This is a genomic window from Klebsiella sp. PK18, assembly GCF_057784655.1.
The window spans coordinates 4,066,271-4,088,640 of sequence record NZ_CM173493.1; the positions used below are offsets into that span (position 1 = coordinate 4,066,271).

Annotated in this window: 19 protein-coding genes; 11 read left to right on the top strand and 8 right to left on the bottom strand. The window is 58.6% G+C overall.

Features of this window, described 5'->3' with window-relative positions:
• The first annotated feature begins 16 nt into the window (after window positions 1–16).
• The gene (locus tag AC3EMD_RS19810) at window positions 17–736 is read left to right on the top strand and encodes a phosphodiester glycosidase family protein (protein ID WP_032732660.1); all 720 of its coding nucleotides are present in this window, start codon (window positions 17–19) and stop codon (window positions 734–736) included.
• A 357-nt stretch (window positions 737–1,093) separates the two neighbouring features.
• Here the strand turns inward: AC3EMD_RS19810 and AC3EMD_RS19815 are convergent, their stop codons facing one another.
• Genes AC3EMD_RS19815 through AC3EMD_RS19825 form a run of 3 tightly spaced genes read right to left on the bottom strand, consistent with a single transcriptional unit; the run spans window position 1,094 to window position 8,056 of the window.
• Window positions 1,094–4,186 carry an efflux RND transporter permease subunit gene (locus tag AC3EMD_RS19815; protein ID WP_064144054.1) on the bottom strand — a complete coding sequence of 1,031 codons (3,093 nt, stop codon included), beginning with the start codon at window positions 4,184–4,186 and terminating at the stop codon, window positions 1,094–1,096.
• A gap of 13 nt (window positions 4,187–4,199) precedes the next feature.
• Window positions 4,200–5,279 (bottom strand): efflux RND transporter periplasmic adaptor subunit, encoded by a 1,080-nt coding sequence (locus AC3EMD_RS19820; RefSeq protein WP_016160440.1) that lies wholly within the window; start codon window positions 5,277–5,279, stop codon window positions 4,200–4,202.
• Window positions 5,280–5,332: 53 nt separating this feature from the next.
• A complete protein-coding gene (locus AC3EMD_RS19825; RefSeq protein WP_181942214.1) occupies window positions 5,333–8,056 on the bottom strand; it encodes a cation-transporting P-type ATPase in 2,724 nt (907 codons plus the stop codon).
• Between the two features lie 501 nt (window positions 8,057–8,557).
• Here AC3EMD_RS19825 and AC3EMD_RS19830 point away from each other — a divergent pair.
• A complete protein-coding gene (locus AC3EMD_RS19830) occupies window positions 8,558–8,806 on the top strand; it encodes a DUF1158 domain-containing protein (RefSeq protein WP_008805539.1) in 249 nt (82 codons plus the stop codon).
• A gap of 16 nt (window positions 8,807–8,822) precedes the next feature.
• Here the strand turns inward: AC3EMD_RS19830 and AC3EMD_RS19835 are convergent, their stop codons facing one another.
• Both AC3EMD_RS19835 and AC3EMD_RS19840 read right to left on the bottom strand, forming a co-directional pair.
• On the bottom strand, window positions 8,823–9,164 hold the full coding sequence (locus AC3EMD_RS19835) for a RamA family antibiotic efflux transcriptional regulator (protein ID WP_002893035.1): 342 nt from the start codon (window positions 9,162–9,164) through the stop codon (window positions 8,823–8,825).
• A gap of 30 nt (window positions 9,165–9,194) precedes the next feature.
• Window positions 9,195–10,310, bottom strand: coding sequence for an MBL fold metallo-hydrolase (locus AC3EMD_RS19840; protein WP_162493283.1), 1,116 nt, complete (start codon window positions 10,308–10,310; stop codon window positions 9,195–9,197).
• A gap of 179 nt (window positions 10,311–10,489) precedes the next feature.
• Between AC3EMD_RS19840 and AC3EMD_RS19845 the strand changes: the two genes are divergently transcribed.
• The 9 genes from AC3EMD_RS19845 (at window position 10,490) to AC3EMD_RS19885 (ending at window position 17,103) form a co-directional block, all read left to right on the top strand.
• Complete coding sequence (locus AC3EMD_RS19845; protein WP_012968754.1) at window positions 10,490–11,071, top strand: TetR/AcrR family transcriptional regulator; 582 nt, start codon at window positions 10,490–10,492, stop codon at window positions 11,069–11,071.
• Window positions 11,071–11,439, top strand: a complete 369-nt coding sequence (locus tag AC3EMD_RS19850; RefSeq protein ID WP_008805536.1) for an MmcQ/YjbR family DNA-binding protein — start codon at window positions 11,071–11,073, stop codon at window positions 11,437–11,439. The genes AC3EMD_RS19845 and AC3EMD_RS19850 overlap by 1 nt, the downstream gene beginning before the upstream one ends.
• A 119-nt stretch (window positions 11,440–11,558) precedes the next feature.
• Window positions 11,559–12,212: an oxygen-insensitive NAD(P)H nitroreductase gene (gene nfsB / locus AC3EMD_RS19855; protein WP_012968755.1), complete on the top strand. Its 654-nt coding sequence runs from the start codon at window positions 11,559–11,561 to the stop codon at window positions 12,210–12,212.
• A gap of 248 nt (window positions 12,213–12,460) precedes the next feature.
• Window positions 12,461–12,895 carry a PTS sugar transporter subunit IIA gene (locus tag AC3EMD_RS19860; RefSeq protein WP_002893017.1) on the top strand — a complete coding sequence of 145 codons (435 nt, stop codon included), beginning with the start codon at window positions 12,461–12,463 and terminating at the stop codon, window positions 12,893–12,895.
• Window positions 12,888–13,358: a PTS sugar transporter subunit IIB gene (locus tag AC3EMD_RS19865; protein WP_008805534.1), complete on the top strand. Its 471-nt coding sequence runs from the start codon at window positions 12,888–12,890 to the stop codon at window positions 13,356–13,358. The genes AC3EMD_RS19860 and AC3EMD_RS19865 overlap by 8 nt, the downstream gene beginning before the upstream one ends.
• Before the next feature lie 14 nt (window positions 13,359–13,372).
• Complete coding sequence (locus AC3EMD_RS19870; RefSeq protein WP_004202480.1) at window positions 13,373–14,116, top strand: PTS mannose/fructose/sorbose/N-acetylgalactosamine transporter subunit IIC; 744 nt, start codon at window positions 13,373–13,375, stop codon at window positions 14,114–14,116.
• Window positions 14,117–14,118: 2 nt separating this feature from the next.
• On the top strand, window positions 14,119–14,973 hold the full coding sequence (locus tag AC3EMD_RS19875; protein WP_004176976.1) for a PTS system mannose/fructose/sorbose family transporter subunit IID: 855 nt from the start codon (window positions 14,119–14,121) through the stop codon (window positions 14,971–14,973).
• A 17-nt stretch (window positions 14,974–14,990) separates the two neighbouring features.
• On the top strand, window positions 14,991–16,052 hold the full coding sequence (locus tag AC3EMD_RS19880; RefSeq protein ID WP_004176977.1) for a glutamine--fructose-6-phosphate aminotransferase: 1,062 nt from the start codon (window positions 14,991–14,993) through the stop codon (window positions 16,050–16,052).
• 64 nt (window positions 16,053–16,116) lie between these two features.
• Entirely contained in the window at window positions 16,117–17,103 is a 987-nt protein-coding gene (locus AC3EMD_RS19885) for an SIS domain-containing protein (protein ID WP_004176978.1), read from the top strand.
• A gap of 52 nt (window positions 17,104–17,155) precedes the next feature.
• On the opposite strand, the gene AC3EMD_RS19890 is transcribed toward AC3EMD_RS19885, so the two are convergent.
• From AC3EMD_RS19890 to AC3EMD_RS19900, 3 genes are all read right to left on the bottom strand, one after another.
• Window positions 17,156–19,885 carry a sigma-54-dependent transcriptional regulator gene (locus AC3EMD_RS19890; RefSeq protein ID WP_049164529.1) on the bottom strand — a complete coding sequence of 910 codons (2,730 nt, stop codon included), beginning with the start codon at window positions 19,883–19,885 and terminating at the stop codon, window positions 17,156–17,158.
• 96 nt (window positions 19,886–19,981) lie between these two features.
• Window positions 19,982–21,016, bottom strand: a complete 1,035-nt coding sequence (locus AC3EMD_RS19895; RefSeq protein WP_302073658.1) for a DUF2157 domain-containing protein — start codon at window positions 21,014–21,016, stop codon at window positions 19,982–19,984.
• 468 nt (window positions 21,017–21,484) lie between these two features.
• Window positions 21,485–22,354, bottom strand: coding sequence for a helix-turn-helix transcriptional regulator (locus AC3EMD_RS19900; protein ID WP_063106180.1), 870 nt, complete (start codon window positions 22,352–22,354; stop codon window positions 21,485–21,487).
• Window positions 22,355–22,370 lie beyond the last annotated feature (16 nt).

Below are 22,370 nucleotides of genomic sequence, written 5' to 3' on the forward strand. Positions count from 1 at the left end.
ATAGAAAGGACTGCCCATGTTATTACGTTGCCTGCTCCCCCTGGCGCTGCTGCCCCTGGCCGCCGTCGCCAGCGCCGCCTGTACCCTCACCGACCCGACGCTGACCCTGCAGAGCTATCGGGTGGATGCGCAGAAAGAGCGCATTGCGATGTACTGGCAGGATCGGCACGGCAAAGCCTGGGGTTCCCTGCGTTCGCTGCTGGCGGGTATCGATGGCGACGGCCGGGTGCAAATGGCGATGAACGGCGGCATTTACGATAAAGCCTACGCGCCGCTGGGGCTGTATATCGAAGACGGTAAACGGCTGACGCCGGTAAACCGTTCCGCCGGCGGCGGGAACTTCTTTATCCGCCCCGGCGGCGTGTTCCTGGTGGCGAACGACCGGGCGAAAATCGTGCCGCTGCCGGCATACAAGCCCTCTCCCGCCATCCGCTATGCGGTGCAGTCCGGCCCGATGCTGATTGAGAATGGCGTCATCAACTGGCGGCTGAAGCCCTCAGCCAGTTCGCGCAAGCTGCGTAACGGGGTGGGTATCGATAAGCAGGGCCGGGTGGTGTTTATGCTCAGCGATCGCGAGACCAACTTCTATGATTTTGCCTGCTATGCGCAGTCAAAGCTTGGGGTGCGGCAGATGCTCTATCTCGACGGCACCCTGTCGAAGATGTACCGCAAAGGCGGCAGCGTGCCGTGGCAGTATCATCCGTTCGTGACCATGATAACGGTGGAGAGGAAGTAGCGGGCGCCCGGCACAAAAGCGGCGCCGTGCCCGCCGTCCTTACCCGTTCACCAGCGAAGGACTACCCTTTTCTGCCAAACGCAACGTGAACGGAAAATTCCCCCTCACCCTAACCCTCTCCCACAGGGAGAGGGGACCGCCCGGCAGACGCTGTTGCTCCGGCAGATAAGGCCAAACGCAACGTGAACGGAAAATTCCCCCTCACCCTAATCCTCTCCCACAGGGAGAGGGGATCGACAGGCAGACGCTGTTGCTCCGGCAGATAAGGCCAAACGCGACGTGAACGGAAAATCCCCCTCACCCTAACCCTCTCCCACAGGGAGAGGGGATCGACAGGCAGACGCTGTGGCGCAACACTTACCCCCGCCGATGCGCCCACTCACGCATACGCTGAAACAGCACATACAGCGACGGGATAAACAGGATGCCAATCATCGTCGCCACCAGCATACCGCTGAATACCGTGGTGCCGATGATCCGCCGGCTCTGCGCCCCGGCGCCGGTGGCGAGCATCATCGGCATAATGCCGATAATAAACGACACCGCGGTCATCATCACCGCGCGGAAGCGGCGGGTGGCCCCCTCGCGCGCAGCGTCAACTATCGACAGCCCCTCCTCGCGCCGGCTGCGGGCGAATTCAACAATCAGAATCGCGTTCTTCGCTGCCAGAGCAATCAGCAGCACCAGCCCTATCTGAACATACACATCGTTGGCATAGCCCGCGGTCCACAGCCAGAGCAGCGCTCCGCCGATGGCGAACAGCACCGAGAGCATGACGCTCGCCGGCAGCGTCCAGCTCTCATACTGCGCCACCAGGAACAGCCACGCCATCGCTACCGCCGCCAGCACGATCCACACCGCCTGATTGCCGGTCTGCTGCTCCTGCCAGGAGATCCCGCTCCAGGCATAGTCATATCCCGGCGGCAGATGGGCCTGCAAAATCTGCTCCATGGCCGCCATCGCCGTGCGGCTGCTGACCCCCTCGGCCGCTGAACCGCTCACTGAAACGGACGGGAACTGATTGTACTGCTGAATAAACGGCGCCCCCACCGTCGGCGTAATGGTGACCAGATTGCTCAGCCGCACCCGCTCGCCGTCGCGGCTGCGGACGTACAGCTCGCTAATCTGCTCTGCCCGCTCGCGCCACTGCATCTCATTTTGCATCACCACATGATAGACACGATTGTTACGGCTGAAATCGCCGGCGCGCGTGCCGCCGAACGCCGTCTGCAGGCTGCTGAAAATCTGCGCCACCGGCACATCCAGCAGCGCCGCCCGATCGCGGTCGACCGTCAGGGTCAGCTGCGGCACGTTGCTGCTCCAGGTGGTAAACACCCGGCTCAGTTGAGGATGCTGGTTCGCCAGCTGGAGGATCTGCCGCGTCACCTGCTCCAGCTCCGCCGACGACTGACCGGCCTGCGCCAGGATGCGCAGATCAAACCCCGAGGCATTGCCCAGGCCCGGCAGGGTCGGCGGCGCGAAGGTCATGATCGTCGCCTCCGGTAGCGACAGCAGTTGGCGCTGAATATCTGCCATCACCGCATCCAGCGGCGGCCGCTGGTGCCAGTCCTTGAGCATTACCGAGATAAACCCGCCGTTAGAGGCGCTGGTGCCGTTGAGAATGTTGAAGCCGGACACCTGAATCACATCCTCCACCGCCGGGTTAGCCATCAGCAGATTGCGCGCCTGGGCCATCACCGCTTCGGTACGCTCCAGCGACGCCGCCTCCGGCAGTTGCACGCTGGCAAACAGGTAACCCTGATCTTCCTGCGGCAGGAAGCCTTTCGGCATCGAGGTGAAGCTGAACGCCACCAGCGCGCCTGCCGCCACCGTCGCCGCCAGCGCCAGCCAGGGACGGCGGTTCATCCAGCCCACCAGCCGGCCATAGCCGTCGCGGGTACCGTCGAGAAGACGGTTAAACGCCCGCCACACCGCCGCTGGCTGGGCGGGACGCGGGCGCAGCAGCAGTGCGCAGAGGGCCGGTGTCAGGGTTAGCGCCACCAGGCTCGACAGGGCCACCGCGGTGGAGAGCGTCACGGCAAACTGCCGGTACAGCTCGCCGACGATCCCCGGGAGCAGCGCCACCGGCACAAATACCGCCAGCAGCACCAGGGTCGTGGCGATCACCGGCCCGGCGATCTGCTGCAGCGCCTGGGCGGTGGCCTGCAGGCGATCCAGCCCTTCCGCCATTTTGGTTTCCACATTCTCCACCACCACAATGGCGTCATCCACCACCATCGTCAGGGCGAGAATGATCGCGAACAGGCTGAGGGTGTTGGCGCTGTAGCCCAGCAGATAGAGCACCGCAAAGGTGCCGATCAATGACACCGGGATCGCCAGCACTACGATCAGCGTCGCCCGCCAGCTCTGCAGGAACAGCGACACCACCACGACCACCGCCAGCAGGGTCAGCGCCAGCGAGACGCCGATCTCTTTGATCGTCGCCGCCACAAAGCGGGTGGTATCGAACTTCACCTCCCAGGTGAGATCCGCCGGAAAGCGAGTGTGCAGGCGGTTAAGCTCCGCACGCACTGCGCTGGCGACCTGCAGGGCATTGGCGGTGGGCGTCGGGTAGATCCCCAGATAGGCCGACGCTTTACCGTTCAGCTGCGCGCCGGAGCTGTAGCTGCGGGCGCCCAGCTCAATGGTCGCCACGTCAGCGAGGCGAACCAGCTGCCCCTGCGCGCCGCGGCGGAGGATAATCTCGCCAAAGCTGGCCGCCTCGTTCAGACGCCCCAGCCCGTTGATGGTCAGCGTCTGCTGCTGGCCGTTGAATACCGGCGGGGTGCCCACCTGCCCCGCCGCGCCCTGCACATTCTGCTCGCGCAGCGCCTGGGCAACGTCATCCGTGGTGATGTTGAGCGCGTTCATGCGGTCCGGACGCAGCCAGATGCGCATACTGTAATCCCGGGCGCCAAACATCTGCACCTCGCCGACGCCGGGCAGGCGGGCCAGCGCCTCGCGCACCTGGGTGCTGGCGTAGTTACTGACAAACAGCGGCGACAGCGTGCCCAGCGGCGAGTAGAGGCTCACCCCCATCAGCAGGTTGCTGGCGCGCTTGCGGACCTGGACGCCATTCTGCTGCACCTCCGCCGGGAGCTGCGCCAGCGCCTGCGCCACCCGGTTTTGCACGTCGATCGCCGCCAGGTCGGCATCGGTGCCCGCCGCGAAGGTAATACTCAGGCGGTACGTTCCCTCATCCGAGCTGGTGGACTCCATATACAGCATATGATCGACGCCGTTGAGCTGGGTCTCCAGCGGGGCGGCGATGGCTTCCGCCACATCTGACGCGCTGGCGCCCGGCCAGCTGGCGCTGACGTTCACCACCGGCGGGGTGATCGCCGGGTACTGCTCCACCGGGATCAGCTTCAGCGACACCGCGCCGACAAAGGTCAGCAGCAGCGCGATCACCATGGCAAATCGCGGACGACGGATAAAAAAGGTCAGCATCCCTTCTCCTTACTTAGTTCAGCACCTGTACCGCGGCGCCTTCGCGTAAACGCTGCGCGCCGTCGGTGATCACCTGCTCGCCCGCCTGCAGCCCTTTCTCAACCGCAAACTGCTGCCCCTGCTGCCCCGCGAGGGTCAGACGACGCTGCCCGGCGGTGTGGTCCGGCTTCAGCACCCAGCTGAAAAAGCCCTGCGGATCCTGCTGCACGGCGGCGGCCGGGATCATCACCCGCGACTGCAGTTCCTGCGGACGGAACAGGATCGTTACGCTGCCGCCCGGCAGCAGACGGTGCTGCGGATTGGCGAACTCCGCCCGCACCGCCACGCTGCCGGTGCGGGCGTCAATCCGGTTATCGATGGAGGTCAACACCCCATCGCGCCGTTTGCCATCAACCTCAATCTGCGCCAGCCACGCCTGCTTCAGGGCGTGGATGTCGGCGTGCTGGCCGGTTTTGCTGAAAAACGCGGCTTCGTCGAGGGCGAACGACACCCGCACCGGATCCAGCTGCACAATGTCCACCAGCACGCCGCTGGATGGGTTAATCAGCGTCCCGACGTGAAAGGCGCTGTGCCCCACGCGACCGGTCACCGGCGCCGCAATCCGGGTGTAGCTGAGCACAATCTGCTGGGCCTCGACGCGGGCTTTCGCCTGCTGCACGGCGGCGGCGGCGACGTCGCGCTGCATCCGGGCCGTGTCGACGTCGTTGCGACTGATGGAGTGGTTGTTAATGAGCCGCTCGTAGCGAGTGAGCAGTTGCTGCGACTGACGTAATGAGGCTTCGGCGCTTTTCAGCTCGGCCTGCGCCAGGGCCAGGGCCGCGCGGGGCTGCGCGTCGTCGAGGGTAAACAGCAGGTCGCCCTCGGTAACATACTGGCCATCCTGGAAGTGGCGCTGAACTATCACCCCTTCGGTGCGCGCGCGAATGTCGACGGCGCGGATCGCCTCGACCCGTCCGGGGATGGCGCGTTCTTCAGCATGAGGCGCCAGTTCAACCGTGGCGACGCGGACCGGCACCGCCGGCGCGGCGGTCGCCGTCAGGGCGCCGCCGGCCAGACCGCAGGCCAGCAGAGCAAAGCGGAAGGTTTTAATCATAGGGGGATCCTTGCGAAAGTAACGCGCGCCTGCAGCGAGGCGCGCGAGATCAATCAAGCCGTTTTGCGGAACCGGCGCGTCAGGCGCTTCTCAACTTCCACCACCAGGAACATGGCGACGCCGATGACCAGGGTGATAAACCAGTAGCGCAGCGGCAGCGCTTCCGTACCAAACATGCTCTGCATCAGCGGGACATAGATAATGACCAGCTGCATCAGCAGCAGGACACCGGTCACCAGCCAGATGCCTTTGTTGCGCAGCAGACCCATGCTCAGGGAGAAGCTGTCGCTGCTGCGGCAGTTGATCATGTAGACCCACTGCGCCGTCACCAGCATCTGCAGCAGCACGGTGCGGATAAACTCCGGACTGTGGCCGCGCGGCGCTAGCCAAGCCTCAAGGATAAAGGCGGCAATAGCAATCATAGACCCGACAAAAGCCACTCGCCACACGGCGAAGCCATCCATCACGTGCTGGCCGGTTTTACGCGGCGGGCGGTTCATCACGTTGCGCTCTGCGGCTTCAAAGGCAAGGCCGAAGGAGAGCGTCGCCGACGTCGCCATGTTCATCCACAGGATCAGCACCGGGGTCAGCGGAATAATGTTCCCCGCCAGCAGGGCGATGATGATCAGCAGCCCCTGCGCCAGGTTGGTCGGCATGATGAAGAGGATGGTCTTCCTCAGGTTGTCATAGACCCGACGGCCCTCTTTTACCGAGCTGGCGATGGTCGCGAAGTTATCATCGGTCAACACCATGTCAGCCGCCTCTTTGGTGACTTCGGTACCTTTGATACCCATGGCGATACCCACGTCGGCCTGGCGCAGCGCCGGCGCGTCGTTGACGCCGTCTCCGGTCATGCCGACCACTTCGCCGTTATCCTGCAGGGCTTTCACCAGGCGCAGCTTATGCTCCGGGCTGGTACGGGCAAAGATGTCGTACTCCACCGCCGCCTTCGCCAGCGCCGCATCGTCCATGTGCTCCAGCTGGTAGCCGGTCATGGCCTGGCTGCTGTTGGTGATCCCCAGCATCTGGCCGATGCTCATCGCCGTCTGCGGGTGGTCGCCAGTGATCATCTTCACGCGGATCCCGGCGGTCTGGCAGGCGTGGATGGCGTCAATGGCTTCCGGACGCGGGGGATCCATCATCCCGGCGATGCCGAGGAAAATCAGCCCCTCCTGCAGGTCCTCATGGTTGAGGGTGGTGGCATCAAGGCTGGCAGGCTTACAGGCCGCCGCCACCATGCGCAGTCCCTGACGGGCGAAGCGCGCCATCTCCTCTTCCCAGTACTGCGCCTCGAACGGCACCGCGCCGTGGCGGCTCATCTGCTCGCGGCACATGGCGAAGATAACGTCCGGCGCACCGGTGATCAGCACCCGGGCCTCGCCATCGATGTGCTGCAGGGTCGACATATATTTGTACTGTGAGTCAAAGGGGATCTTGGCCACCAGACGGGCCTCCACCGCCGGGAGCTGCGCTTTCGCCGCCAGCACCTTCAGCGCCCCTTCGGTCGGCCCGCCGGTGATCCCCCACAGACCGCGCTCATCCTGGGTAAGCTGGCTGTCGTTACACAGGTCGATGGTGCGCAGCCAGGTCTCCAGCACGGTGCCGGGCTGAACCTGCACGGGCTCGTCGCTCCCCTCAAGGAAGATCCGTCCCTGCGGCTCATAGCTGTCGCCTTCCACCCGGTAGCAGCAGTCTGCCGTGATGATCGCTTTGACGGTCATTTCGTTCATCGTCAGAGTGCCGGTTTTATCCGAACAGACCACGGTCATGGCGCCGAGAGTTTCCACGGTCGGCAGCTTACGAATAATCGCCCGCTTGCGCGCCATCGTCTGCACGCCCAGCGACAGAATAATCGAGATGATCGCCGGCAGCCCCTCCGGTACCGCGGCCACCGCCAGGCTAATCAGCGACAGCAGCAGCTCGCCCATCGGGATATCCCGCAGCGCGAGGCTAAAGATAAACAGCGCCACCATCATGGCGAGGATAATGACAAAAATCGCTTTGCCGAGCTTATCCATCTGCACCAGCAGCGGGGTACGGTGCTTCTCAATGCCCGCCATCATCTGGTTGATATGGCCGAGTTCGGTCTCCGCGCCGGTGGCGGTCACCACGCCGATGCCGCCGCCAGCGCTGACGGTGGTGCCGGAGAAGACCATGTTCACCCGGTCGCCCAGCGGCAGGTCGCCCTCCAGCGCGTCGGTGATTTTATCCACCACCGTCGACTCGCCGGTGAGGATCGCCTCTTCCACCCGCAGGTTGTGGGTTTCAATCAGGCGCATATCCGCTGGTACGCGGTCGCCGGCGCGCAGGATAACGATGTCCCCCGGAACCAGGTCGCGCGTCGGGATAGTCTCATGTTTGCCGTTACGCTGGACGCGGGCATCGCTGGAGAGCATGTTGCGGATCCCCTGCAGGGATTTTTCGGCGTTGCTCTCCTGGATATGACCGATCAGGGCGTTAATCACCGTCACGCCGAGGATCACCAGGGTATCGACCCAGTGCCCCATAATGGCGGTCAGCGCCGCAGCCGCCAGCAGCACGTAAATCAGTACGTCGTTAAAGTGGGCGAGAAAGCGCAGCCAGCCCGGTTTACCCTTCTTTTCCGGCAGGGCATTCGGACCAAAGGTATTCAGGCGCTCGGCGGCGTCTGCGGAATTTAACCCAGCGGCCTGGCTTTTTGTCTGCGCCAGCACTGCGTCAACGGTCTGCTGCCAGACCTGCCGTGGCGCGGTGTCGCCCGAGGGCGTCGTAAACTTTGGGTTATTCATCTTGGTCAAATTACATTTTCCTTATAAATTCCGTGAATCGGAAAGCCTGAAATCATTCCTGGCCAATGAAGTAAAACGTGGCTAAAAAGCCGGTAAAAATGTGATCCAATATGCGCCTAAATTTTTCGCAAAATACAAAATGTGTGATAAGTTAATTCACAAGATAAATATTACAGAATATTAATAAACCAAAACTAAACGAGGTTAAATATGTTTGGAATCTACCGAGGACGCCGTCTGGTGCTGTACATCCTGCTGGCCATCATTGTTGCCACGCTGGTGGGATATAGCACTTATAGTTTTGTAAAAGCGCTGGCATAATAATGACGTTAATTTACATCCGGCTGCAATTAACTTAATTACAAATTATTTCAGATTAATTAACATGAGAGCGAATGGCAGGCAATAATATTTAAAATAGCCGTGTTATAGAGAGTAAAAAAACAAAGCATATTGCGTTAAGCATTATTTTACCGGACAATATGTTTTTTAACTGATGATTAACATGACATGAAACATCCGCTGGAAACGCTTCTCTCCGCCGCCGGGATCTTACTGCTGGCCCTGCTCTCCTGTCTGCTGTTGCCCGCGCCTTCGCTGGGCCTGACGCTGGCGCAAAAGCTGGTTGAGACATTCCATATGATGGATCTCAACCAGCTCTATACGGTGTTGTTTTGTCTGTGGTTCTTAGCGCTGGGCACCCTTGAATTTCTGGTGCTGCGCTGGGTGTGGCGTCGCTGGTTCTCCCTCGAACGGTAAACCAGGAGAGCGCGCCTCAGTGGGCGCGGCTGTGGTTTTCTTTGCGGTAGGCGCCCGGCGGCTGGTTGAAGGTCCGGGTGAAGACGCGGGTAAAGGTCTGTTGCGAATCGAAGCCATACTTCAGGCAGATATCGTAGACCCGCTGATCGGTGTCGCGCAGATCGCGTGCGGCCAGCAGCAGCTTCCTTTCACGAATATAGCGCCCAAGGCTCTCTCCCTTGTACTGTAAAAACAGCCGTTGCAGATGCCATTTCGAATACCCGGCATGGCGAGCGATATCATCAATACGCAGCGGTTGATGCAGGTTGTCATCAATCCACTCGACGATAGTGTCAATCACCTGAGCGGAAATCGTCATATGCTCTCTCCTCTGAAACTGCACTGGCGCTTAGCGCCACCAGGCGTTAAATGATTGCGTCTTATCGGCGACCCACAGCGGCTCGCCCTGCATAGGCGTCAGCAGACGCCAGGCCCTTCCTTCGCTGGCAGCCGCCAGCCGTTGATACGGTTCATCCCAGCTGTGTTTCGCCAGAACAAACCGTCCTGCATGCCCAGGCAGCACCGCGCGGGCGCGCAGGTCGTCGGCAGCCTGAGCCGTTTCATCCGGCATCATGTGAATATATTTCCAGTCCTGGTCATACTGCCCGTTCTCCATAATCGCCAGATCAACCGGACCAAATTCATCACCAATCGCTTTGAAGTGCGGCCCATAGCCGCTGTCGCCGCTGTAATAAATTTTTTGCTGCGGGGTGACGAACAGAAAACTGGCCCACAGCGTCTGGTTACGCTTCAGTCCACGGCCGGAAAAGTGCCGCGCCGGCAGAACGTGAACGGTGAATTCATCGCTGACCGGGATCGCCTGCTGCCAGTCCGCTTCGGTAATCAGCGCCCCGTCCATCCCCCAGTAGCGCAGATGCGACCCGACGCCCAGCGGCGTAATGACCCGCTTAATTTTCGGCAGCAAGGCGCGGATGGTGGCGTAATCCAGATGGTCGTAGTGATCGTGGGAGATGATCAGCAGATCGATGTCTGGCATCCCTTCCGCCCGCCACGGATAGTCGCCGGGAAAGGCTTTATTGATAAAGGAGAACGGCGCCGCGTAATCGCTGAACACCGGATCGATCAGGATACGTTTTCCTGCCAGCTGCAGGTACCAGGAGGAGTGGCCGAGCCAGACCATCACATCCTGCCCCAGGGGCAGCGTCGCCAGGTCGGTCTTCACCAGCGGCAGCGGCTGAGCGGGACGGGCGTTTTCCCGTTTGGTCATCAGGAAATCCCACCACGCCGCCAGCATATTTTTCTGCCCGGTGAACCCTGGCGTGGGCAATTGGTTATGGAACTGGCCGTCCCGGTAGTGGGGAGACGCTTCCACCTGGCTAAGCTGTGCCCCCTGCGGCGCCTTACCAAAACCGGCATTGAGGACAAACGGCAATGTCGTTGCTGCTGCGAGTAACATGATGGCGACCACGCTAAAAGTGACACGGTTCATATCCTGACCAGACAAAAGCCCCCATCCCGGAGGCTTTGTGATATAACTTGATTATGAGTGAGTACGCACTCATTATTAGGAAAGTGATGAAAGTCGTCAAGACGATTTTCAATTTTTGCGTTCCGCCGTTGCAGCGACCTGGTCAGACGTGCAAAGATCGGCGGTTTGTTTAAACCTGCGTGAGGAAAAAAGTAGTGGCTCGTCCAAAGAGTGAAGATAAAAAGCAAGCGTTACTGGAAGCTGCCACCGCGGCTTTCGCCCAGTCCGGCATCGCCGCCTCGACGTCGGCCATCGCCCGCAGCGCTGGGGTGGCCGAGGGGACGCTGTTTCGCTATTTCGCCACCAAGGATGAGTTGCTCAACGAGCTGTACCTCGCCATTAAGCTGCGCCTGGTGCGCACAATGATCGCCGGGCTGGATCCGCACGAGAAGCGCCCGAAAGAGAACGCGCGCAATATCTGGAACAGCTATATCGACTGGGGCGTGCGCAACCCGATGGAGCACAAAGCGATCCGCCGGATGGCGCTCAGCGAGCGCATCACCGACGAAACCCGCCGCCAGGTAAAAGAGAGCTTTCCGGAGCTCAACGAAATGTGCCAGCTGTCGGTGAAAGAGATTTTTCTCAGCGAGGCGTACCGCGCCTTTGGCGATGCCCTGTTTCTGTCGCTGGCGGAGACCACCATCGAATTCGCCAGCCACGATCCGCAGCGCGCCCGGGAGATTATCGCCCTCGGCTTTGAAGCCATGTGGAACGCCCTGCATGAGGCGGACGCCTAATGACCCCCGAGATGCTGCATCCCTGCGCTCATCGTATCGCCCTGACCTACCCCTTTACCGAGCACTGCTGGCCTTTTGGGCCAGAGTACGACGTGTTTAAGGTCGATGGCCGTATCTTTATGATCACCATGACCATTCGTGGCCGGGCGCTGGTTAACCTGAAGGCTGAGCCGCAGAAGTCGCTGCTCAATCAGGAAATTTATCGCAGTATCGAACCGGGCTACCATATGAACAAGAAACACTGGATCACGGTGGTGCCGGGAGAGGATATCAGCGAGGATCTGCTGGCCGAGCTGATTGACGATTCGTGGCATCAGGTGGTGAACAAGCTGAGTAAAAAGGCCCAGCAGCGCCTGCGTCCGCGCTGATTTTCAGCAAAATGCGATAAGTGTTATCGCATTTTTCACCCTTATCATTTGGCGATCTTCGCTGTACTCTTCCTCTCCTTAACGCACCGGTAAGGTGCTGTAAACTGTGAGGAAGAGTTATGGATATCGTATCGGTCGCTTTAAAGCGCTATTCCACCAAGGCCTTTGACGCCACGAAAAAGCTGACTGCCAGCGAAGCCGAACAGCTGAAAACGCTGCTGCAGTACAGCCCGTCTAGCACCAACTCCCAGCCGTGGCACTTTATCGTCGCCAGCACCGATGAAGGGAAAGCTCGCGTAGCCAAAGCCGCCAGCGGCACCTACGTGTTCAACGAACGCAAAATTCTCGACGCCTCGCACGTGGTGGTGTTCTGCGCGAAAACCGCGATGGACGACGCCTGGCTGCAGCGTGTGGTGGATCAGGAAGAGGCCGATGGCCGTTTCGCCACCCCGGACGCAAAAGCCGCTAACCACAAGGGTCGTACCTTCTTTGCCGATATGCACCGCAAAGAGCTGAAAGATGACGATCAGTGGATGGCGAAGCAGGTGTATCTCAACGTCGGCAATTTCCTGCTGGGCGTGGCGGCGATGGGCCTCGACGCCGTGCCGATCGAAGGGATTGATTTTGCGATCCTCGATGAGGAATTTGACCTGAAAGCCCAGGGCTACACCAGCCTGGTGGTGGTCCCGGTTGGCCACCATAGCGTGGAAGATTTCAACGCCACCCTGCCGAAGTCGCGTCTGCCGCAGTCGACGACCATTACCGAGATTTAATTCCCTTCTGCCGGGAACGCCCGGGCCATAGCGCAGCAGCGTCTCGCCCGGGACTTTCTTCCCCCCACTCTTTCCCCTCTTATTCTGCCGTTTGTGCCAGGTTTCTGGCGCTAATGAGCCCGCTTGTGCCAGGAATAACGACTTTAGTGTGAACCAGCCGATTTAATTAATTGATAAATAATACTTTTTATTTCTGGCACGCCCTTTGCTCTTAACAGATACCGCTATCTGGATGAAGGAGAAACCGGGTGAAACATATCTATGTGGCCAGCCACGGCCATTTTGCTCGCGGACTGGTGAACAGTTTGTCGCTGCTGATTGGCGACGAACACGGCGTTATCCCGGTCTGCGCCTATGACGAAGATATCGTGACCACCGAACAGCTGGAGCAAACCCTGGAGCATCTCATCGTCCAGGCGAATGGTGATGAAGTGGTGATCTTCACCGACCTGCTTGGCGGCAGTATCAACAATAGCGCCGTGAGCGTCTTGATGCGACATCGCAACGTTTTCGTGGTCGCCGGCATCAATCTGACTCTGCTGCTGGAGTTTCTGCTGTGCGAAGAAGCCACTACCGAGGCCGCGATTATCTACGCCACCAGCGCGGCGCGTGAATCCATTGTTTTCATCAATCCTCTAATAACACAACCATCCTCTGACCCACAGGGAGAATCTCATGATTAAACTCGTGCGCATTGATTATCGGCTGCTGCACGGCCAGGTGGTTTTTGCCTGGACCCGAGCGCTGGATATCGACCATATCATCGTCGCCAACGCCAAAGCCGCGGCGGATGCCTTCATTACGATGTCGCTTAACCTGGCAAAGCCAGCGGGCGTCACGCTGGACATCGCCACCGTTGAACAGGCGGCGGAAAAGCTTAACAGCGGCAAGTTGGATCATAAAAAAGTCATGGTGGTCCTTGGCAATACTGCGGAAACCCTCGCGCTAGTGGAAAAAATCCCGGGAATTAGCGCAATTAATTACGGTGGTCTGCCACAGAAGGAAGGGGCAAGACAATTCGGCAAGGCCATCTATCTGACCGACGAGGAAATCGCCCATAGCAGAGCGCTAAAAGAAAAAGGCATTCGGCTGGAGATGCGTCAGGTACCCGCCCACTCGGCTGAACTCCTTAACGACCAACTTTAACTTCGGAGGTCACTATGTTGCTCACCGCAACGTTACTCGGCCTGATCGCCGCCCTGGGGATACTTGATGGCCGCCTGCTTGGGGTATCAATGATCGATCGACCGCTGGTGATGTGCGCCCTCACCGGTCTGGTTTGCGGTAATTTGCATGAGGGGATTCTGATTGGCGCTACGCTGGAGCTTATTTTCCTCGGCAACGTCGCCATCGGCGCCGCGCACCCGCCAGATATCGTGACCGGCTCCGTATTGGCCACCGCGTTTTCGATCATGTCCGGCCGCGGTCCGGAGGCTGCGCTCACCATCGCCATCCCTGTCTCAATGCTGGCGCAGACGCTAGGCATCCTGGTGCGCGTGGTGAACGCCCGCTTTGGTCATCTGGCGGATCGCTATGCGGCACGGGGTAATACCCGAATGGTCGGCCTGATGCACCTCGCCGGTCCGACGCTACTCTATTTTTTAAACGGATTTCTACCGGTTTTTTTTGCCATTCTGCTTGGTTCTTCGGCGGTAAGCTGGTTCCTGGAGGCCATTCCACCGGTGATAACCAACGGATTGATCGTCGCCAGTAAGATCCTGCCAGCGCTCGGCTTCGCCCTGCTGATCAGCATGATGCTCAGCAGCAAACTGATGCCGTACCTCGGTCTGGGATTTCTGATAGCGGCATATACCAAACTGGATATCATCGCCATTGCGCTGTTCGCTGTGGTGTTGGCATTTATCATCAGCCAGTTCCTTAATCTTAAGCAGCAGGAGAGCTAATCATGAGCGAAATGACGCAAACTGTGACTGGCGCTACCCAGCCGCAAAGCGATGACGCAAGCCGCATCACCGCCCGCGATTTACGCAGCGTGTTCTGGCGCTCCTTTACGCTACAGGGCTCGTGGAACTACGAGCGCCAGCAGCATATGGGCTACGCCTTTGCCATGTCGCCAGCCCTGAAGCGTATCTATCAGGACCCAACGGAGCTGGGGCGCGCCCTGCAGCGTCATCTGGTGCTGTTTAACACCACGCCCCATCTCTCGACCTTTATCTTCGGCCTGTCGATTGCCATGGAAGAAGAGAACCAGCGTAACCCCGAATTTAATGAGGAGTCGATAAACGCGATTAAAACCAGCCTGATGGGACCGCTGGCGGGCATCGGCGACTCCATTTTCTGGGGATCATTAAAGGTTATCGCCGCCGGGATGGGTATCTATTTCGCCCAGCAGGGCAGCCTGCTGGGACCGATACTGGCGCTGTTAGTTTATAACCTGCCGCATCTTTTGTGCCGCTGGTATGGCCTGAAGCTCGGCTACCGGGCGGGTACGACCTGGCTGATGAGAATTTACCAAAGCGGCCTTATGGACCGGGTGACCTATATCGCATCAATTGTTGGCCTCATGGTCGTCGGCGCGATGACCGCCAGCATGATAGATATCACCACCCCGCTCAGCTTTACCGCCGGGCAGACCACCATGAAGGCGCAGGAGTTTATTGACAAAATTCTTCCTTCGCTGCTGCCGCTGCTTTTCACCCTCGGGATGTACAAGTTGATCCGTAAGGGAGTCAATATTAACTGGATCCTGCTAGGAACCGTCGCGTTTGGCATGGCGGCCAGCGCGCTAGGCCTGCTTTAAGAAGAGGAATATCACCCATGCACGTAGAAGACTATATGAATGAAACACCCGCCCGTCTGCTCGCTATGCTGACGCAGACGCGGGAAGATCTCTGGCAGGCGGCGAAAGCGCTAACGGAGCGCGGCATCACGCGTATTATCCTGACCGGCTCCGGTACCTCTTATCACGGCGCGCTGACCGCCCGCTCGTTTATGCAGCAGTGGTGCGGGCTACCCGTTGATGTCTACTGGCCTTTTCTGCTGGATGATTCGGCGCTGACCCTCAGCGACAAAGCGCTGGTCATCGGCATTTCTCAGGGAGGCGGCAGCCTCTCTACCCTCGCCGCAATGGAACGCGCCCGGGCAGCCGGGCATCTCACCGCTTCCATGGCCGGGGAAGCGCCAGCCGTTATCGACCGGGCGGCAGATTTGGTCTTAACAGTACCCTGTGGAGAAGAGCGGGCTGGCGCTAAAACCAAAGGGTATCACTGCACCATACTTAATCTGATGCTGCTGGCGCTTGCTGTCGCCAGTCGCCAGCGGCGCCTGAGCGATGAGGAGCGCAAAGCGCTACTCATCCGCATGGATACCACGTTTAATCATTTGCCGACGCTCATTGAGGCCTCGCAGGCGTGGGTTCTCAATCATGCCCGACCGCTTATCGACAGCGCGGACATTCGCCTGACCGGTCCGGCAAGGCTGTTTGGCACCGTTCAGGAAGGTGCGCTAAAGATGCTTGAAACGCTACGCTGTCCGGTTGCCGGTTATGAATTTGAGGAGTTCATCCACGGGATCTATAACGCCTTCGACGAGCGCTCTACCCTGATCATGCTCGATCCGTTTCCCGATGAGCGTCAGGATCGCCTGGCGGAAATACTTGGCGGCTGGACTCAGCATATTTATCGCATTGGTCCACAAGTCGAAAATAACGGCAAAAATATGCCCTTCGCATTTATTAACGATCCCGACTTTGCGGTCTTTGAATATATCATTCCGTTACAAATGGTTTGTGCCCGACTGCCACCAGTGAAGGGCATCGATCCCGCGATACCGAAGGATCCGCAGTTCCACCAGAAAATGAAAAGTAAACAACCCAATTAATTGACGCATAGTAAAAGTTATCCGCTATTCAGCGGAGGACCCGTTACATCTCAAGGAGACCAATATGTCTATAGCTCATAAAAACGCACATACTATTATTCGCGATATTTTATCTAAGCAGCACATTGAGCGCGTATGGTTTGTTGGCTGCGGTGGTTCATTAACCGGTTTCTGGCCGGGGAAATATTTTCTCGATTGTGAAGCTAAAAAGCTGGCCGTCGGCTATGTTACCAGTAATGAATTTGTCCACGCGACGCCGAACGCGTTAGGTAAAAACAGCGTAGTGATCCTCGCCTCGCAGCAGGGCAACACCGCTGAAACGGTGGAAGCCGCCCGCATCGCGCGTCAGAAAGGCGCCGCCACTATTGGACTGGTATATACCCCCGGCACGCCGCTGTGCGAACACAGCGATTACACTATTGAATACTGCTGGGCGCGCTATCCCGAAACCGTCGATCCGACGCAGCAAAAAGCGGCATACAGCCTGTGGCTGGCGCTGGAAGTGCTTGCGCAAACTGAGGGATACGCCCATTACGATCAGATGGTCAGCGCCTTTGCCAGTTTTGAATCCGTGGTACGCGGCGCTCAGCAGCAGGTTCAGGCGGATGCGCGCCATTTTGCCGAAGCCTGGAAGAGCGAAAAGGTCATCTACATGATGGGCAGCGGCCCCTCATTCGGCGCCGCGCATCAGGAATCCATCTGTATTCTGCTGGAGATGCAGTGGATTAACTCCGCGAGCATCCATAGCGGCGAGTATTTCCACGGTCCCTTTGAGATTACCGAAGCGGGAACGCCGTTTATTTTATTAAAAAGCAGCGGCCGCACACGCCCGCTGGATGACCGCGCGATCCGCTTTATCGAACGTTACCAGGGAAAACTGCAGATTATTGACGTGGAAAAGGTGGGAATCGACACACTGCACACCAGCGTGCGCGAATATTTCTGCGGCCTGCTGCACAACTGCGTACTGGATGTTTACAACCTGGCGCTGGCCACCGCCCGCAACCACCCGCTGACCACCCGCCGCTATATGTGGAAAGTCGAATATTGATTCGCTAGCCGCCTGCCAGCCCCGGCGAAATTCTCCGGGGCTGCGTTGAGAATTACCAGCTAAAATCTTCAATACGTAATTCAAAAATATCGTGAATATAGCCAATTTCCGCTACCGGTAGCGCCACGTTATAGAGTATTTTCAGGCGCTGGAACGAGTGATTCACCATGGCAATAAATTCGCCATGCTGGCGGGTAAATTGCTCAAGATCTTTATAATGGCTAATTTCATTACGCATTACCAGACGCTCAATCATACAGCTGAGATGCACATATAAACTGATAATTAAGTTATTATTAAAATGAAAACCAAGCGTATTTTGCCACTCAGCGATAATGGTTTCGATATGGCCCATGGTTTTTCCGGCATTCAGTATCGTCAGAGAGTTGACAACGTTATGCAGCGAAAACTCACGAACCATATTTTTATTAATCAGCGCAATTTGCTTTTCATTAAGATAGTCACTTAAGAGCTGACTCAGATGTCGATGCCCCTGCTCGCCAAGTAGTTCCTCAATGCCAACCCAGGGCACTCCGGCCAGCTGCGGGTCGTGGGTACCCACGACCGCAATAACTTCATACTGGTGGAGTAACGATACCGCCGTACGACTGTTTTTTAAGCGCGTATACTCGCAGGCGATGATGTTAATATCAAAATCGTTGAGCAGGCTCTTCTCCATCAGATTTTTAAATTTAAATGCGGTACCGATACCTGTAATACAGGTCACCAGCAGCGCACGCTCTTTTTTTTCTGCGGGCCAGAACACATCCCAACGCGACTGATTAAGCGGCACGATCTCTTCGGCGATTTGTTCGATGTTTTTTCCCAGCGCGATCTCGCTGGCAACGTTCAGCGCCATGCGGGTCGTTACGTTATCCACCACCACCAGCGGGCCGTGAATCACCGACAAAAGCGCATCGGCAATCTCCTTGGTGTAGCCCATATCAATAAGCACCATCACACCCGCACGCGTGTCCGTATGCTGGAGATAATCAACCACGGCGCGACTGACATCGTTAAACGCCACCTCCATCGGCATATCCATGGCCTGGTAGATCTTCTCGCCAATCAGGCGGTTGGCAACGCCGGCAATGCTGCTGGCGGTCGAATAACCGTGGGCGATTATCAGCGCTTTCACTTTTCCGCCGCTGGTCGCATCAATCGCATTGCTGACGATAGCGGCAACCGCCAGGCGGTCAAGCGTATCGATGAGCAGATCGTATTTATTATTGACGACATCCAGTAGTTTCTCCGCGATACGCTGCGCCAGCCCCGCCGAGGAGTCCAGCCAGCGCTGCATCACCAGACGCACGGGCTCAGCAACGCTACGCGGCGCCAGAGGGAGGCTGGTGAGGTAGCGGCCGGTAAGATAAGCGAATTCGACATTTAGCTGAAGGTCATAATTGACAGCGATTGCTTTGCCCACATCTTCAATAAAGCGCAGCCGTTTGTCCTGCAGAGAGACCGTACTCTCCTGATTCATCAGCGCATCAAGATAGAGCGTCACGTTCTGATAAATAAGCTTTTCAAAGGTCCGCACGCTAATATTATCCTGAGCCAACTCCTCGCACAGGCTACAAATATTTTCCGTTAGCCGTTGGTATTCATGGTGACGACCAGAAAAAAGAGGCTGCGCGTCGCCATCGCGGTAAATCATAACCCGCTCGCTATTTTGCTGAAGGGAAAAAGGCGCATCCGCCAGTAATCGGTCGGGCAGCAAACCCGCTTTTATGTGTAAAAGACCGCTATCACGTTCGCCAAATGTCCAGGCGCTGGCGCAAATATTGCGAATCAAATTTTCCAGCCCACCGACATTTCCTTCAAGCGTTTCACGCATGAGCTGGCTGACGATTTCGCCATCCAACGCCAGATCGTGGTTCAAACGCTGGGCTTCACGGCGGAAAAAGTGGTGGATAAACGCCAGCCGCTCGAATTGGCCGCGTTCAGCGATCGGCAGAATTTTTACAATTACCGGAATACGGCGAATAAAGGTCGCCAGGAAATGTTTTTCCAGATCCTCGGTTGAAGCAAAAATTAGCCGCACCGTGGCGCTGCGCTCATCGGTGCTCTCCCCCAGCCGGCGCCAGCTACCGTTATCCATAAAATGAAACAGCTTTTCCTGACCTTCGGGCGGCAGCCGATGAACCTCATCGATAAACAACACCCCACCGTTGCTGGTCTCGATAAGACCAGCAACGGCTTTATCGGCGCCGGTAAAGGCCCCCTTCGCATGACCAAATAACTTCGAGGTCAGTAGTTCTGGATTATTCGCGTACTCGGCGCAGTTAAATACGGTAAAAGGCGCATCGGCAGGTAAAATGCCTTCATCTATTGCGTAGTGCCAGAGCTGGCGAGCTAGAAAACTTTTCCCAGTGCCAGTAGGGCCCCGCAGCAGCAGCGGCAGACCTGCGCCAGGGTAGCTGATGGCAGCCTTGCACTGGCGCAATGCTTCCTGCAGGCTGCCCTGCGCGCCAATCAGCTGCGCCAGACTATCCTGACGCTCCGCGCACAGCGCCTGAATGGAGGCGTATTCGCCGTGCCGAACCGCCAGGCGGTGATGATCGCGCAGAACGGTAACGGGTAAAAACAGCACCGGGCGACCATTCACTTTGACCACCCGCTGCTCGCGATGGAGATTATTCAGATGATGGCTGATGATGCTGCGTTTTTGCTTCAAGCTATCGGCAATGGCCATAGCGTTAAACTCGCCCAGCGCTTCCGCCGTCAGCGCTCGCCCGGCGATCCGTTGTTCTAGCTGGCGAAAAATCGACTCCTTGTTCATCTCGCTCCCCTGTCAAAAGCGTAAAATTCGCTTATACGACAATTCGCGCAGGACGTCGCTGCCGTCAGCCACACTTCTTTAAAAGCGCTTAATTTTTCATGGCTTAACGTTCCCCGCGTGCCAGATGCGCTCGGCATAGCGGCCAATCACCGCCAGCGAGACGGCAAGGATCAGGAAAAACAGCACTTTGTGCATCCCGTTCCAGAAAAACTCAAAGAAACGGGTATAGAGATTGATCGCCAGGAAGGTTAGTCCGAAGCCGCGCAGCATTCCGTCATCGGTTTTCAGGCTGATAAAAATGCAGACGCCGGCCGCTACGGCAAACAGCAGCCCCCACGGCAAGAGTCGCGCCTGGCTCACCTGGTACCAGCTGTCTGCGTCGTAATTGCCGAAAATCGACAGGATCCACAGCGCAATAAACAGGTACGTGAGGCCCATCGCCTTGCTGACGGTAAACAGCTGCCGCTGGCGAAGCAGGGATTGCGCGCCGTAGCAGAGCGCCAGCAGCGCGCCGCCGAACAGGACGAAGCGAATCGGGTAGTTCATGCCCAGCCAGTAGGCGCCCCACCCCGAGACGTAGCCGGTTTCCGCGCCGAACCAGTTGCCCAGCGCCAGCAGAAAAAAGAGCCACACCAGCCCGGAGCGGGCAATATAGCCGATGGCGCCGTAAATCACGCATCCGGCCAGAAACAGCGGTGCGATATGGCCGCTGCCGTTATCCAGCCGTTCGCCAAGCTGCCATAGCGACACGGCGGTAAAGACGACGCCCAGAAACAAAATCGCCTCGGTGCTGTAGTGCCATTGCGTTTCCCGTCGCTGGCGGCGAAAGCCCCAGCCGTAGCAGACGACTGCCAGCAGCGCAGGCAGCAGGATCCGCGTCAGCGCCGAGTGGCTGAACAGGCTCAGCAGCCACGCCACCAGCTCGCTGTCGGCGAACAGGCTGCCCAGAGCAATCAGCACGCAGGCCAGCGCGGTCCAGAAGGCGTAGCGGCTCAGGCGCCGCCAGTCGAAGGGGGAGACGCGCAGCGTTTGCGCCAGCCGCTGGCTGTCCGCCGGGGTTAACTCCCCGCTGACCTGCCAGGCGTTCAGCGCGCGCTGAATTATGCGTTGCTCTTTTCGGGTTACGTTCATAGGCATTCCTTGAGACTGATGACAAACCTGTTTTCGCTAATGTGCTCGCCTTTCTGCCGGGTGGCGGCGTACGCCTTACCCGGCCTACAAACCCAAATCACCGCGGGTCCTGGGGCTGCTGAAACTGCCGGTGCTGGCGGCCTCAACATCGCTGAGACGTTCCCGGAAGGCCGGGGCAGCCCGCAGGGATGCGGGCTGAGGGCCGTGTTTTGCACGGACGCTGCCTCGGCCCGACCCGAAGCCTGCAGGGATAAGTTGAAGGCACCACGCAGTGGCGATGTTGCTGGCCGGAGCCCGGGGGTACAGGGGGCGGCGGCGACTGGCCGCCCCCTGTGCGCTCCCTGCGCCATGAGAGACATAACGCAGAAGACTAACCGGGAGCGCAATGTGCGCTGAAGTCGCAGATAACATGAAAGCCCTGCCGGGCAATACCCGAAGATGGCACATTCTCAACCATCTGATTCCCTGTCATGAATGTTGGTCCAGCCACGCCAGTGCCTGCTCGCCCGCCTCGTCCATCGGCAGATAGACCAGCAGGCGCGAACCGTTGCGCGGCGCCGAATACCAGTACATCTGCTGCAGACTGAATCGCCCGAGCTGCGGGTGGTTAAAATGTTTAATCTGGTTTTCCACACCGCGCACCTCGTAACGCTGATGCCACAGCGCTTCAAACTCCGACGAGGCGGCGAAAAAGCGCGCCAGCTTGTTTTCCCACGCCGGATCGCCACGGTGCTCGGCCATCGCGGCGCGGAAATAGGAGACGAAGGTCGGCAGCACATCGCGATTTTCGATCCGGCTGCGCCAGGTCTCATGGGTCAGATAGAGATAAATGCAGTTGCGATCTTCTTCCGGGAGGGTGGCGAAATCGATGCCCATCAGGCGGCAGAAGCTGTCGTTCCAGGCCACAATATCAAAGTTCGGTTTCTGAATGCTGGCTGGCTGCGGCATCAGGCTGTCCAGCATCCGGCGGGTGCCGGGGCTGATGCCTTCGCACACTGTCACCTGGGTGGCTTCCGGCGGGGTCAGCCCGGCCAGTACGAACAGGTGCCGGGTCTCCAGCGGACTGCACTGCAGGGCATTCGCGACCCCCACCAGCACCGCCTCCGACGGATTCACCTCCCGCCCCTGCTCCAGCCAGGTGTACCAGGTGACGCCGACGTCGGCGAGCATCGCCACCTCTTCCCGACGCAGGCCCGGCGTGCGCCGGCGGCCCACGCGGGGCAACCCCAGGCGCTGCGGATCGAGGCTTTCGCGGCGGGCGCGCAAAAATGCCCCCAGCTGTTTGCGTCGATCGTCCGGCACGGCGATCGTCAACTCCCGTTGCGGCATCGTGGTCATCACCCCTCCAGCATAG

Coding starts and splice junctions, on each gene's coding strand:
- AC3EMD_RS19810 (WP_032732660.1), top strand. CDS start 17: ATGTTATTACGTTGCCTGCTCCCCCTGGCGCTGCTGCCCCTGGCCGCC.
- AC3EMD_RS19815 (WP_064144054.1), bottom strand. CDS start 4,186: ATGCTGACCTTTTTTATCCGTCGTCCGCGATTTGCCATGGTGATCGCG.
- AC3EMD_RS19820 (WP_016160440.1), bottom strand. CDS start 5,279: ATGATTAAAACCTTCCGCTTTGCTCTGCTGGCCTGCGGTCTGGCCGGC.
- AC3EMD_RS19830 (WP_008805539.1), top strand. CDS start 8,558: ATGAAACATCCGCTGGAAACGCTTCTCTCCGCCGCCGGGATCTTACTG.
- AC3EMD_RS19835 (WP_002893035.1), bottom strand. CDS start 9,164: ATGACGATTTCCGCTCAGGTGATTGACACTATCGTCGAGTGGATTGAT.
- AC3EMD_RS19850 (WP_008805536.1), top strand. CDS start 11,071: ATGACCCCCGAGATGCTGCATCCCTGCGCTCATCGTATCGCCCTGACC.
- nfsB (WP_012968755.1), top strand. CDS start 11,559: ATGGATATCGTATCGGTCGCTTTAAAGCGCTATTCCACCAAGGCCTTT.
- AC3EMD_RS19865 (WP_008805534.1), top strand. CDS start 12,888: ATGATTAAACTCGTGCGCATTGATTATCGGCTGCTGCACGGCCAGGTG.
- AC3EMD_RS19870 (WP_004202480.1), top strand. CDS start 13,373: ATGTTGCTCACCGCAACGTTACTCGGCCTGATCGCCGCCCTGGGGATA.
- AC3EMD_RS19875 (WP_004176976.1), top strand. CDS start 14,119: ATGAGCGAAATGACGCAAACTGTGACTGGCGCTACCCAGCCGCAAAGC.
- AC3EMD_RS19880 (WP_004176977.1), top strand. CDS start 14,991: ATGCACGTAGAAGACTATATGAATGAAACACCCGCCCGTCTGCTCGCT.
- AC3EMD_RS19885 (WP_004176978.1), top strand. CDS start 16,117: ATGTCTATAGCTCATAAAAACGCACATACTATTATTCGCGATATTTTA.
- AC3EMD_RS19890 (WP_049164529.1), bottom strand. CDS start 19,885: ATGAACAAGGAGTCGATTTTTCGCCAGCTAGAACAACGGATCGCCGGG.
- AC3EMD_RS19895 (WP_302073658.1), bottom strand. CDS start 21,016: ATGAACGTAACCCGAAAAGAGCAACGCATAATTCAGCGCGCGCTGAAC.
- AC3EMD_RS19900 (WP_063106180.1), bottom strand. CDS start 22,354: ATGACCACGATGCCGCAACGGGAGTTGACGATCGCCGTGCCGGACGAT.